13 protein-coding genes are annotated in these 13380 nt (G+C 42.7%); 12 read left to right on the top strand and 1 reads right to left on the bottom strand.

What is annotated here, in order from left to right; genetic code table 11:
• Nucleotides 1–19 precede the first annotated feature (19 nt).
• From HZC12_07455 to HZC12_07400, 12 genes are all read left to right on the top strand, one after another.
• Nucleotides 20–2524, top strand: a complete 2505-nt coding sequence (locus HZC12_07455) for an MMPL family transporter (protein ID MBI5026546.1) — start codon at nt 20–22, stop codon at nt 2522–2524.
• A complete protein-coding gene (locus HZC12_07450) occupies nt 2511–3965 on the top strand; it encodes an NAD(P)/FAD-dependent oxidoreductase (protein MBI5026545.1) in 1455 nt (484 codons plus the stop codon). The genes HZC12_07455 and HZC12_07450 overlap by 14 nt, the downstream gene beginning before the upstream one ends.
• Nucleotides 3955–4983 (top strand): glycosyltransferase family 2 protein, encoded by a 1029-nt coding sequence (locus HZC12_07445; protein MBI5026544.1) that lies wholly within the window; start codon nt 3955–3957, stop codon nt 4981–4983. The genes HZC12_07450 and HZC12_07445 overlap by 11 nt, the downstream gene beginning before the upstream one ends.
• 189 nt (nt 4984–5172) lie before the next feature.
• A complete protein-coding gene (locus tag HZC12_07440; GenBank protein ID MBI5026543.1) occupies nt 5173–5397 on the top strand; it encodes a NifU family protein in 225 nt (74 codons plus the stop codon).
• Nucleotides 5398–5431: 34 nt separating this feature from the next.
• Nucleotides 5432–5836, top strand: coding sequence for a cbb3-type cytochrome c oxidase subunit I (locus HZC12_07435; protein MBI5026542.1), 405 nt, complete (start codon nt 5432–5434; stop codon nt 5834–5836).
• 131 nt (nt 5837–5967) lie between these two features.
• A complete protein-coding gene (locus HZC12_07430; GenBank protein MBI5026541.1) occupies nt 5968–6183 on the top strand; it encodes a DUF1858 domain-containing protein in 216 nt (71 codons plus the stop codon).
• Between the two features lie 255 nt (nt 6184–6438).
• Nucleotides 6439–7584 carry an N-acetylmuramoyl-L-alanine amidase gene (locus HZC12_07425; protein ID MBI5026540.1) on the top strand — a complete coding sequence of 382 codons (1146 nt, stop codon included), beginning with the start codon at nt 6439–6441 and terminating at the stop codon, nt 7582–7584.
• Nucleotides 7571–8185, top strand: coding sequence for an energy-coupling factor transporter transmembrane protein EcfT (locus HZC12_07420; protein MBI5026539.1), 615 nt, complete (start codon nt 7571–7573; stop codon nt 8183–8185). The genes HZC12_07425 and HZC12_07420 overlap by 14 nt, the downstream gene beginning before the upstream one ends.
• Nucleotides 8175–9761 carry a D-aminoacylase gene (locus HZC12_07415; protein ID MBI5026538.1) on the top strand — a complete coding sequence of 529 codons (1587 nt, stop codon included), beginning with the start codon at nt 8175–8177 and terminating at the stop codon, nt 9759–9761. The genes HZC12_07420 and HZC12_07415 overlap by 11 nt, the downstream gene beginning before the upstream one ends.
• Nucleotides 9751–10443 (top strand): gamma-glutamyl-gamma-aminobutyrate hydrolase family protein, encoded by a 693-nt coding sequence (locus HZC12_07410; protein ID MBI5026537.1) that lies wholly within the window; start codon nt 9751–9753, stop codon nt 10441–10443. The genes HZC12_07415 and HZC12_07410 overlap by 11 nt, the downstream gene beginning before the upstream one ends.
• Nucleotides 10440–11501, top strand: a complete 1062-nt coding sequence (locus tag HZC12_07405; protein MBI5026536.1) for an AI-2E family transporter — start codon at nt 10440–10442, stop codon at nt 11499–11501. Before HZC12_07410 ends, HZC12_07405 begins: the two co-directional genes overlap by 4 nt.
• Nucleotides 11485–12606 carry a hypothetical protein gene (locus tag HZC12_07400; GenBank protein ID MBI5026535.1) on the top strand — a complete coding sequence of 374 codons (1122 nt, stop codon included), beginning with the start codon at nt 11485–11487 and terminating at the stop codon, nt 12604–12606. The genes HZC12_07405 and HZC12_07400 overlap by 17 nt, the downstream gene beginning before the upstream one ends.
• 20 nt (nt 12607–12626) lie before the next feature.
• Here HZC12_07400 and HZC12_07395 read toward each other — a convergent pair.
• Nucleotides 12627–13380, bottom strand: a 754-nt coding sequence (locus HZC12_07395; GenBank protein MBI5026534.1) for a diguanylate cyclase, incomplete at its 5' end; no start/stop codon positions are given.

Here is a 13380-nt window from a genome sequence, read left to right as displayed (position 1 = left end):
CAGGTAAAATAAACAGCTTATGGAACGCCTCTTGAAAAAGATTGCCCATTTTGTCTTCTTACACCACAGAGGGATCGTTTTTGTCTTTTCCCTGCTGACGGTAATCTCTATTATTACTGTTTTTAAAATGGAGATCAAATCAGATATTATACATGTCCTTCCGAGTGGCAATAAAATTGTTTCACAGTTCAGGGACTTCACAGAAAAATATGGCATGCTGGACAAGGTTACTGTGGTTGTGGAATCCGGCAGCAATGCCATTGATGAACATATTGACCTTATAGAGAATCTCTCCAGAAGGCTCAGCGAATCTCCCCTGATAGAATATGTAGACTACACTCCCATAAAGGTCAAAAGTGACTTCTTCATGAAGCATTTCCCTCTATTTCTTGATGAAAGGGGGTTAAAACAACTCAAAGAAAGGCTCTCCACGGCTGGCATTGAACAGCAGGTCAGGCTGAACTACCAGAGATTGCTCTCACCCTTCAGTTCACCTCTTGATTCTGAGTTGATCGCAAAAGACCCCTTAAATTTGAGGGGAATTATTATGGAAAGGCTGAAACGCTCCGGCAGTGACAGCACGATTGACCTTAGCGCTGGATATTATTTTACAAAGGATCACTCCATGGCATTCATCTTTGTGAAGCCGAAGGGCAAGAGTAGGGATATGGCCTTTGTGAAAAGATTCAAAAAGGAGATGGCTGACATTATTCGTTTATCCCTGTTGGAGAGCAATAATCCCCCGGATATAAAAATAGGAGTTACCGGTGGACATATCCTTTCAGAAGAGATAAGGGGAGTCATTCAGCATGATATTATCAGCTCTTTTCTCTTGTCAGTCTTTCTTATAGGATTGCTTATTCTGGTGGTTTATCGGGTTAGGGTGGTAACCCTCTTGATAATCGGATTCACAATGCTTGCCTCCCTTGCCGCAACGCTTGCATTCGCCTATTTCGTATTTGGCAGCCTGAACATTGTTACAAGCATTGTTGCTGCGGTTCTTATCGGTTTATATGTGGACTATTCCATGCATACATTAAAGCGATTTGGAGATGAGCTGCAAAAGAGCAATGATTCTCTTAAGTCGCTGGAGATTACTCTTACAAAGACAGGGCCTGCTTTTGTCGTTTCTGCCATTACGACATCTCTCTCCTTTTTCAGCATTATCGTCACCAGGTTCGAGGGGTTGTATGAACTTGGAGTTGTTGCAGGGATGGGTGTCCTGTTATGCCTCATATCCACACTTTTTTTGATGAGTTCGCTGCTTGTATGGACAAGCAAGGGCGGCTTTCAGAACCTGTATAAAGGGAAAGACGCATCTGGTGTGGAAACCTTCACTAATTTTGTTGTATCAAGACCACGACATATAATTTTTATGAGTTTCTTTTTAATTGTATTTGCCGGATTTGGCATAGCTAGGTTAGGCTTTGACAGCAATCCTGAACATATTGGCATTAAGGGCAGCCAGTCCATGGCACTGGGAGAGGCAGTTAACCAAAGGCTTAATAAAAATGGTGAACCAATGGCAATTGTAGTAAAGGGTAAAGATAAAGAAGACCTTGCACATAACTTTGATTCCCTCGAGAGAATGCTTTCCATGTGGAAAACGGATGGGTTAATCAAAGGGTATGACTCCCCGGGCATATTTCTTCCTCCACCTGCTGTTCAGAGGCAGATATTGAATAGCCTTAAAGAGATAAAAGATACCATAACGGCTAACAGGCTTGAAAATGCCCTCACATCTGCCCTGCAGAAAAGGGGTATGGATTATGACAGGGATTATATCCGTACATATCTGGATAAGATCACAAACGCCGTAACCAATGACAGGCCAATCGGATTAGAGGAAATAGAGGACATCTCTGATCCAAGGATCAGGCACTTTTACAACAGGGACGACATATCCATTGCAGCCTATATTTACCCATCCCGGGAGGAATGGGATAGGGATGGATTGTATACACTGCAGAAAGATATCAGATTAAGAGGACGGGACTGGACATTGCTTGGAAGACCCGTTCTTTTCAACGAGATAAAGTCATCTATTCTCTGGGGAAGTGCGCTGGCTATCATCGTTACCCTCATTTCTAATTTCATCATTCTTTATCTGGCTTTCAAAAAATTATTTTATGTCGGATTAATCCTGCTGCCTGTTACAGTTGGATTCCTTCTTACCATCGGGATACTCGGATTTGCAGGCATCCCCTTTAACTTCATTAATGTGGGCACCATTGCCCTTATCTTTGGTTTCGGTGTTGACTATGGCATTTATGTAATGCAGGCGTATCTTAAAGAAGATGAAAGGGACATAGGCAACGCCCTCAGAATAACAGGAAAGAATGTGATGATGTGTGCTGCTACCACTGTTGCGGGTTGTGGAAGCCTTGTAACAGCTAAATTCATCGGGATTGCATCCATAGGAAGTGTTTTAAGTATTGGTGCTCTCTCCTGCGCTTTTACCGCATTGATCGTATTGCCGGCCATTCTTTATCTGAAAAGAGGAAACGGGAATGAAGGATTTTGATGTTATAGTCATAGGAAGCGGAATCGGAGGACTTATAAGTGCAGGAATTCTCACTTCCAGAGGGTTGAAAACACTGGTACTTGAGAGACATATCACACACGGAGGTTATCTTGCCTCATTCAAAAGGAAGGAGTTTGTTTTTGACTCTGCCGTGGACTGTATATCAGGGGTTACCGCTGGCGGATTGATATATAAGGTGCTTGATCTTCTTGATGTCTATAAAAATATTAGTTTTGTAAGGGTAGATCCAGTGAGGGAGAGCATCTTTCCGGATATTGAGGTCATTGTGGATGCTGATGTGAATGCATACGTTGAAAGACTTTCAACATTATTTCCACGGGAATCAGGAAGAATTCAGAAATTCTTTGAAACGGTCAGCAGTGTTTGCGGTGAGACAATGTTAGCAACGGATATGCTCATTTCCGGAAGACTTGCGTTGAATAATATCCCGCCACAGATATTAAAGTTCATGGGCATTAGTTATAAAGACTTATTGGATGGGTATCTCAATGATTTCAGACTGAAGGCAATACTTTCTGACAGATGTCCGTTTATAGGGCTCCCGCCGTCAAAGGTTTCCGCCCTCTCCATGATTGCCATGATCATGAGCTATTTCAAGCTCGGTGCTTATCGTCCTGTGGGCGGCTTTCAAAGGCTTGCTGATGTTTTAGCAGAGGGGATTCGCAAAAACGGTGGTGCTGTTATTCTCGGAGATGGGGCGAAGACGATCCTTCTGGATGAAAATAATAATTGTTACGGTGTTAGATGCGACAACAATGAAGAATATACATCAAGATATGTTATATCCAACGCTGATTTTAATTATACATTCGTCAAACTGTTAGGTGGAAAATATGCAGCCATTGCAGAAGAGATGAATAGAGATATTGGTGTTTCAACATCATTCTTTATCGTTTATGCCGGCATCAAAGGGGAGATCAATACCCACTCAAGTGTTGGGTATTTCCCTTCATATGATATGGAGGGCTTTTTCAGTCCTGAAGTATCATTTACAGATGAATCAACTATCGGGATAACAGTAGCCACTCTGGAGGATAAATCCCGTGCCCCTGCTGGTTGTCATACAGTGGTAATACACGAAATGGTGGAGGCATCTGATAGACATTTTGATAAAACGCAATGTACAGATATTGTTTTAAAAAGGGTTGAAAGGGTTATACCCGGCTTAAAGGACAGAATTGTGGTGCTGGATTCAGCTACGCCGCAGACCCTCCAGCGATATACAGGCAATTTTAAAGGTGCCGCCTTTGGCTGGAGGCAGATTCCTGGTTTCAGAAATATGCAGAGGCATGACATAAAAAATCTCTACATTGCCGGCCATTGGGGTGATATGGGCGGCGGGGTTTTGGCTGCTGCATATTCAGGCGCCAGGGCAGCGAGTGAGATTCTCGCGAGGGAGGGCATGAGGGTTGACATCTAATCTCTGTGTCATAATTCCAGCTTATAATGCATCTAAAACCATAGGAAGTGTGGTGGAAGGCGCATTAAAGTATGTTGATAAGGTTATTGTTGCCGACGACGGATCTGTGGATGATACTGCAATTGCTGCTTCCCGTGCAGGGGCAGAGGTAATCAAAATAGGGAGAAACAAAGGTAAGGGGAATGCATTAAGAGTGCTTTTTCACAAGGCGGTAAAAGATGGGTACGATGCGGCAATAAGTATGGATGCAGATAGCCAGCATGACCTTGACGATATACCTCTTTTTATCAATATGTGGAGCATGTATCCGGAAGATATAATTGTTGGTTCCAGGATGCATGAGAAGGAGAAGATACCGAGGGCAAGGTATAACTCAATGCATATAGCGCGGTTTTACATCTCCCTCGCTGCAAACCAATTTGTAGAAGATACCCAGTGCGGATTCAGGCTTTATCCCCTTTCATTAATAAAAAAGCTGTGTCTGACAACAGAGAAATATGTTACAGAGACAGAAATATTAATGAAGGCAGGAGACATGGGGGCTGCAATACGGTTTGTTAATATCAAGACCATATATGGAGACAATGGCAGCCATTTCAGGCCGATAATGGATATTACTGCAATCACCGCTTATGTAATCTCTTATCTCCACATCAAATGGTTTAAAGAAGGGCTAACCTCAAATAAATCATTTACATATTACAAAAATAATATTCATGATGTGGTAAGAAGATTCAAAATAATTGACCGCATCTTTCAGACCGTAACTGCCTTTACCGCACTTCCAGCAACTGTGCTGTTTTTGATCGAATACACACTTCTGTTTCCAATCATTAATAACTACTCAGCTATTAGAAAACTCAACTGTGGATTCTTTAAAATTACCCTCGCAACACATATGCTGCCTGTATTACTAATTGTAACTATACTTGAAAGGATATTGAATCCATTTAAACTTAAAATCAACCTTGTAGACGGATTCATAAAGAAATTTTATCCGCACATCTGGGGAAGATAGTTATGATAAAAAAGTTCTGCAGGAGAATCATATTCCGACATCGGAGACCCTGAACTTGATTCAGGGTAAGGTGCTGAGCGCACTTTAACGGTTGAATCATACAGAGTCCTTTCTGTATGATTAAAGTCATAGACTAAGTGTGAAAGAAGCTATTAAAGTAAAATTAAGAACTAAGAATAAGGAGGCAAGATGTTTAAGGAAAGGGTTGAAGAGGTCTTAAACAAGATAAGGCCGTTGCTCCAGAGAGATGGTGGTGATGTCCAGCTTGTTGAGGTTCAGGATAGCGGTGTTGTAAAGCTCAGGCTTATTGGTGCATGTGCTGGCTGCCCGATGTCTACGATGACACTTAAGAATGCTATAGAGGCTACGCTAAAACGGGAGATCCCTGAAGTTATATCTGTGGAATCGGTGTAAGGGAAGTGAGAAGTAAGAGTGGAGTGGAGGTATCATGGAACGGATAATTGTCTGGTATCTCAGAATGAGCCTGATTTATTTGTTTTCAGGCGCTTTTTTGGGTCTCAAGATGGTCATGTGGCCGGATAGTGCTGCCTACTATAGGTCTGTCCATGTCCATCTAAATCTCTTGGGTTTTATGGCAATGATGATTTATGGGGTCGGCTATCATATTTTACCGAGGTTTAGCGGAAGGCCCGTATACAGCCCATTGATAGTGCGGGTTCAGTTCTGGTTTGCTAATGCAGGCCTTCTGGGAATGGCAATAAGCTGGCCCTTTATTGCTAAAAATGTAATGCCGCTGATGTTTAATTCTGTGCTAATCCTGTCGAGCATCTTAGCGTTTATTGCCGTTATCCTGTTTGTGTACAATATCCTTAAAACAGTAAAAACTGCATAAGAATCAACTCTCATTCCCTCTCCCTTGATGGGAGAGGGTAAGGGTGAGGGTGATTATGATTTAAATCATGGATGAGGGGCCCGAATTTATATTAAGGTGAAATTACGAAGAAACTAAGAGGAGGTGTGGCTATGGAGACTAAGGTAAGCATTACAAAAGACTCGATAATAGGCGATGTCATCAAGGCTGTCCCAGGGGCAGATAAGGTTATTGAGAAGCATTTTGGAGGTGGCTGTTTTACCTGCCCTGGCATTAAGGTGGAATCTATTTCCTTTGGAGCTATGATGCATAACATGGACCCCGAAAAGATCGTTGAAGAGATAAAGAAACTTGAGGAGGGAAAATGAGCGAACACAAGTGTTTGAATTGTGGGTCAGGCAGCGAAGACAGGGTGCTTATTCCGTGTGAATATAAGGGCGAGGCACTTTATGTCTGTGTAAGGTGCCTGCCTGTCCTTATTCACGGTGCCCACTAAAATACACAAAAGGCAAATACAAGAAAACCTTAAAGTTTTAAATTAAGAGTTGACATTTAAGCCCCTTTATTATATAAAGAAATATATGAGAAGGGCTTTTTTGTTACCCTTATGTTTTATCTTTTTATTGACCAGGGCTGAGGCTGCTGAAGAAGTTTCTGTTAAAGACCTTCGTTACTGGTCAGATGAATCCTACACAAGGGTTGTTATTGATTTAGATGGCCCTGTGACGTTTACCGAAAATCGCCTTTCAAACCCCGACCGCCTGTATTTTGACCTGAAAGGTTGTAAATTATCAAAAGATGTAGATACCAGTTTTGACATAAGCAATGGTATTTTGAAGAGCATCAGGGTTGGACAGTTTGACAATGATACGGTGAGGATTGTGCTCGACCTCGGGAAATTCGAGCGCAACAATGTGTTTGTACTGGAGGATCCATATCGGTTTGTTATTGACATATACGGAGAAGTGAGGGAGGATACTTCTCCAGCAGACCGTGAGCTGTCCGGCTCAGTCGTTCGCCTGCCGTCTGTAGAGCGGAAGTCTTTCAAAAGACTACCTGGAGTCAGAAGGGTAGTGATAGACCCTGGCCATGGAGGTAAAGATGCAGGCGCCATTGGCCCGAGGGGCCTTTATGAAAAAGACGTGGTCCTTGATGTAGCAAAAAAACTGAAGAAGATTCTTACAGAGAAACATAAAATAGAGGTAATCCTTACGAGGGATAGGGATATTTTTATTCCCCTTGAAGAGAGGACAGCCATTGCAAATTCCCAAAAAGCGGACCTCTTCATATCCATCCATGCGAATGCAAACCCCAGAAGGGATGTAAGGGGAATTGAGACCTATCTGCTTAACTGGACAAATGATAAGGAAGCCATGAGGGTTGCTGCGAGGGAAAACGCAATCTCTATTGAAAAAATGCAGAGGGTTCAGAATGACCTCCAGGTAATTCTCAGTGACCTGGCAAGGGATAACAAACGAGATGAGTCAATGAGACTTGCCCACAATGTACAGACTTCAATTATAAATACACTTAAATCAGACTATCAGAAGATAGTAGACAACGGTGTCAAGCATGCCCTTTTTTATGTGCTCGTTGGTGCTCAGATGCCTTCTATCCTGGTTGAGATTTCTTTTATAAGTAATCGTGAGGAAGAAAAGAGACTTTCAAGTGCTTTATACAGGAAGAAGATTGCTGAGGCAATTGCTGGAGGGATCCATGAATATAGAAGTCTGTCTGAGCATGTAGCAAAAGTTAATGGCAGATTTTAGCCCCAGAGCCAAAATCCTCGCTTATATCGGTCTTGTCCTTTTGCTATTCATATTTCGTTCCATTCCGCTTTATCTCTTAATCCTTGCAGTAAATTTTTTTCTCTTATTCAAGCTTCCTGTGAAAACCATAAAGAAAGGCTGCCTTCCTATAGTTATTTTCCTTGCATTTACATTTTTGAGCAATGCCCTATTCCAACACGGCAGGGTTATTGCGGAGATTTTAGGTCTTTATATAACTTATGAAGGAATTGAAAGGGCAAGTTATCTTACGCTCAGGCTCTTGATATTGATCCTTGGCGCCAGGGTTCTCACAGCCACAACCCCTGCAGAGGACATGGTCAAAGCCTTTGGCGGACTCCTGGGCCCTGTAGGAAGGCTTGCCCCTGTTAAAGAGTTTATAGCAACTACAGCCCTTACCCTCCGTTTTCTGCCTATGATTTACAACGAGGCCCAGGGACTTTACAAAGAGGCAATGGCGGATTATCCTAAGGTAAGCCTTATGGATAAAATAAAACTATCCACTTCCCTCCTTGTCCCCCTGTTTGAGAGAAGCGCAAAGAAGGCCGAAGAGTTATCCTCAGGGGAAGGCATTGAAGTTTGATTTTTTACTTGCAGGTGGCCTTATTGTCGATGGCACCCCGCCAACGGCGGGGCCAAAAACATCTGATATTGGCATCAAAGGTGACAGGATAGAAGCGATTGGCCATCTTTCTAAGTCTGATGCAGAGATGGTCATAGATGTTAAAGGACTCTGTATAAGCCCTGGTTTTATTGACTGCCACTGCCATTCTGAGTTTACAGCCCTCGCTGACCCGAGAGCTGCGGCCAAGGTCACTCAGGGTGTGACAACCGAGATAAATGGAAACTGCGGCCTTTCATCTACACCCCTTTCTGGAGATGCCCTTGAGCAAAGGGCAGGAGATTTTAAAGAACTCGGCATAAAGGAAAGATGGGGAAGCCTTACAGAGTATTTTGAAATCCTGAGTAAGAAGAAAATTGCAATAAATTTCATGACACTCACCGGCCATGGCAATCTCAGGGCATCTGTAATAGGATATGTAGATGCAGTGCCGACATCAAGCGATATGAGAAAAATGAAAACACTTTTAAAAGAGTCTTTGAGTCAGGGCTCAGTCGGCCTTTCAACAGGACTTATTTATCCGCCTGGGGTTTATGCAAAGACAGATGAGATTGTCGAACTTGCAATGGAAGCTGCCAGCTCAGGAGGAATATATACAACCCACTTAAGGAGCGAGGGCGATAAGTTACTGGAGGCTGTTGATGAAGCAATAAAAATCGGAATGGACTCAGGAGTTCATGTGCACCTGTCCCATTTAAAGACAAGCAGGGAAAACAACTGGTCAAAGCTCGAAAAGGTCTTTGAGCAGATTGAAAAGGCACACCAGATGGGCATTAAACTCACCTGCGACAGGTACCCCTATATTGCTGCGAGCACTGATCTGGACAGTGTTCTGCCAGAGTGGGCATACGAGGGTGGCAGGGACAAAGAGCTATGGAGGCTAAAATACAAAAGAGAAGAGCTTAAAAAAGCCATACTCGATTTACATCCAGAGCGCTCTTACTGGGAAAAAATAAAGATTTCATCTGTTGCCCTCAAGAAAAACAAATGGATGGAGGGGAAGAGCCTTTCGGACATTGGAGAAGCCATGAAAAAGCATCCTGTTGACTGTGTGTTTGATATTCTTCTTGAAGAAGAACTCAGAGTAGGTGCTATTTTTTTCACAATGAATGAGGACAACCTTAGGGCGATTTTGAGGAAAGACTATGCTATGATAGGCTCTGACAGCTCTGGTAGGAGTTTTGACGGTGTCACTGCAAAAGGGAAACCCCATCCGAGGGGTTTTGGAACATTTCCGAGAATACTTGGCAAGTATGTAAGAGAAGATGCTGTTTTATCGATAGAAGATGCTATTTATAAAATGACAGGATTGCCTGCAAAGGTCTTTAAGATTAAGGAAAGAGGTATTCTCACCGGGGGATATTTTGCGGACATTGTGGTCTTTGATCCTGAAAAAATTAAAGATACAGCAACTTTTGAAGAGCCTTTTCAGAGGCCGTTGGGTATTTATTATGTATTTGTAAATGGAATACCGGCTTTGTGGGAAGGTGAGCCAACAGACGCTATGGCAGGCAGGGTTCTGAAACGTGCATCATAGCCCGCTTATTGGAATTACAGGTGACAGTGAGCCTGTCCCGAGTTCTTCGGGAAGGGAGGTTTATTCGATAAAGCTTTCTTATGCAGCCGCAATAGAGGCAGCCGGCGGCTGTCCTGTGTTTATCCCGCCTTTGGCAGAAAATTTATCCCCCATAATTTCTGATAAGATTGATGCACTTTTGATTTCAGGAGGCGGCGATATAGAGCCTGCTTTTTATGGAGAAGAGTTAAAGGCGGCTCTGAACCCTGTTTCAAAAGAGAGATTTATTTTTGAGAAAGCGCTGCTTAAAGAAATAATTGGCTTAAAAAAGCCAGCCCTCGGGATATGTTATGGAATGCAGTTTTTAAATGTGTTTTTTGGTGGAAGCCTTTATCAGGATTTGCCCCTTCAGAGACAGAACAAGCTCGACCACAAATCAGGGCATGAGGTTGAAATTTACAAAGAGAGCAAGTTGTATTATATTTTAAAGAAAGAAAGTATTGCTGTGAATAGCACCCACCATCAGGGTATAAAGAAACTCGGAGAAGGCATATTTAAATCTGCGTGGTCTTCAGATGGCCTGATAGAGGCAATTGAACTTGAGACATACCCATTCCTTTTAGGGGTTCAATGGCATCCTGAAAGGCTTTCTGATGAACCATCAGGGGCATTGTTTAAGGCATTTATTGAGGCTTGCAGATGAAGGCTGAACATCTATCTACAATAATCTCTCTTGCTATAACTGCAGGGCTCTTTTATTTGTTCTATATGATCTTAAGCCCTTTTCTTACTCCAATTGCGTGGGCCATGGTTTTGAGCATTACATTTTATCCCCTTTACAGAGTTTTCTTAAAAGTGTTTAAGCGGTCATGGGCTGCTTCACTGGTTACGCTTATAGTGATCCTAATCATTATCATCGGGCCTTTTGGTTATCTCAGCACTGCCCTTGTTAAAGAAATATCTGAGACTTACAGGACAATCGAAGAAAAAGGGCCACAGGTAATAGCAGATCTTCAGAGACATCCTGTAGTTACAAAATTAGGTGAAAAACTGGAGTCGTATATCGGGCCTGTTAGCCTTGATCTCAAAGATGCGGCTATAAAAAACCTGAAGGCCCTTAGCAAAAAAATTGGCGAGGGCACTGCCAACCTTTTTAAAAACATTCTTGTCTTCGCTGTAAGTTTTCTTATTATGGCCATGACAATTTTCTTCTTTCTAAAGGATGGTAATGCCATTATTGGATACATCAGGGGGCTTCTTCCATTTTCCGATGCTCAGAAAATAAAGCTTGAAAACCAGGCCAAGGAGATGGTAATTGCAACAATATATGGCGGCGTTACAGTAGCAATTATTCAGGGCATTCTTGGTGGACTTGCTTTTCTGGTTCTCGGTCTTCCATCCCCGATATTCTGGGGCTCAGCGATGTCGATACTCTCCCTTATTCCAATTTTCGGGACATTTATTGTCTGGGGACCGGCAGGGGTAATACTCATTTTAAGCGGAAGTTATGCAAAGGGCATAGGGCTTCTCCTCTTTGGCTTTTTAATAATCGGCATGGTTGACAATATATTAAAGCCAATCATAATAGGAGGTAAGACAAAGCTTAACACGCTGCTTATATTCTTCAGCGTGCTTGGAGGGATTAAACTTTTCGGCTTTATAGGATTTATCCTCGGGCCCTTAATAGTAGCCCTGTGCCTCTCCCTTTTAGAGATATACAGATCAGATACAAAAGGAGGAGAAGATGCTTACACACAGTGAACTTAAAGAACTTTCGGTTATAAGCGGAAACGGCGATTTCTTCATTAGCCTTTACCTTAATGTGAATCCAATTACAAACCCGAAAGGGGACTATGTTATACATTTCAAGAATCTCTTAAAGGACATAATGGGAAAGGTCGGGAAAGATATTGAGAAAAGAGTGAAGGGCGACCTTGAAAAGATTGAGGCTTATCTTACAGGTAACAAGAGGGAGTTTAAAAAAGGCCTGGCACTTATAAGTTCTTCACCGCGCGGGTTATGGAAAAACTACCACCTCTCCCTTCCTGTAAAAAACGAGCTTATAATTGATAAGACTCCTTATGTGAAACCCCTTGTTGATTTACTTGACAATTATCAGAGATATGTAACTCTGCTTGTTGCTAAGGAGTCTGCAAGAATTTTCCTGATTCACTTAGGAGAAATCGAGGAATACACCGAGGTCTTTACCGCGGATATCCCTGGCAAACATAAAAAAGGTGGGTGGTTTGCCCTCAAGCAGAACAGGTATGAGAGACACATAGACTACCACGTAAGCCTTCACATGAAAGATGTTGTAAAGGCCGTCGAGGAGCTCCTTCACAGGGAGTATATCGGCATGATAATAATTGGCGGGGCTGAGCAGGCTATTGTAAAGGTCAAAGGCTTGTTGCCACAGGTAATTCTTGATAAGGTCATAGGTCAATTCCCGGCAGAGATGTTTGCAGGTGAAAATGACATACTCAATATGTCCATGAAGATAATGGAAGAATTTGAGAAAAACAAAGAGCAGATGATAGTGGATGAACTAATTACAAGGGCAATGAAAAACAATATGGCTGTGATAGGACTTGAAGATGTCCTCGCCAGCATCCAGGAAGGCAGTGTCATGAAACTTGTTTTTTTACGCGGCAGCACAGCTCAGGGATTCATGTGCACTAATTGTGGCTTTCTGACATCGCAGGCGCTGAAAAACTGTCCGTACTGCAAGGGAGTTTTTGAGGCAGTAAGTTATCTTATTGATTTTGCTGTACAGAAGGCAGTAGAGCAGGGAGCCCTGATAGAGGTGGTTACAGACAGTAAAAAACTTGCAGATGCTGGCGGGATAGGCGCCTTTTTGAGATTTTAGTAGTGAACTGCAGGGCCATCTCAAGCACTTACCCTGTTTCTTCCTCCTGATTTTGCCCTGTATAATGCCTTGTCTGCCCTGTCTACAACAGATATCCACTTGCTGTTAAGGTCAGTTTTCTTGTCAAATGCTGCTATCCCGCAGCTTATTGTTACAATGCTGAATTCCGAGCCTTTATGCTCAATCCGCAGTGACTCTACGCTCCTTACAATCCTCTCTGCTGCAATCGTTGTATCATTGATTTCTTGTTCAGGCAGGATGATTATTATCTCCTCGCCTCCGTACCTGAAGATTTCATCTGAAAGGCGGAGTGTTTCTTTCAATGTCTCTGCAATAGTCTTTAATATATTATCGCCCTGGATATGGCCGTATATGTCATTATACTTCTTGAAATAATCTATATCGCACATTATCACGCCGTAGCCCTCGCTGTATCTGCGCGCCCTGTCGTGAATCCTCTCTATAGCTTGATGAAAATATCTTCTGTTCCTTATCTGCATGAGCGGGTCAATGCAGGCAAGCTCTTCAAGCCTCTTTTCAAGCTCTAAGATTCTCATCCCTGTCATAACCCTTACCCTGAGCTCCTCCCTCTCAAACGGCTTTGTTATATAATCATCAGCGCCTGAATCAAGGCCCTGCACAACATCCTCCTTTTTATCCTTTCCTGTAAGAAGAATAAAATATATATATCCTGCTTCATTCATGAGCCTTATCTTCCTGCACAGCTCCACGCCGTCAAGGACAGGCATCATCCAGTCAGCAATCACAAACTTA

Source organism: Nitrospirota bacterium (assembly GCA_016214385.1).
Taxonomy (GTDB): domain Bacteria; phylum Nitrospirota; class Thermodesulfovibrionia; order UBA6902; family JACROP01; genus JACROP01.
Note: the sequence above shows the minus strand (reverse complement) of the source record. Positions and strands in the feature narration are given on the sequence as shown.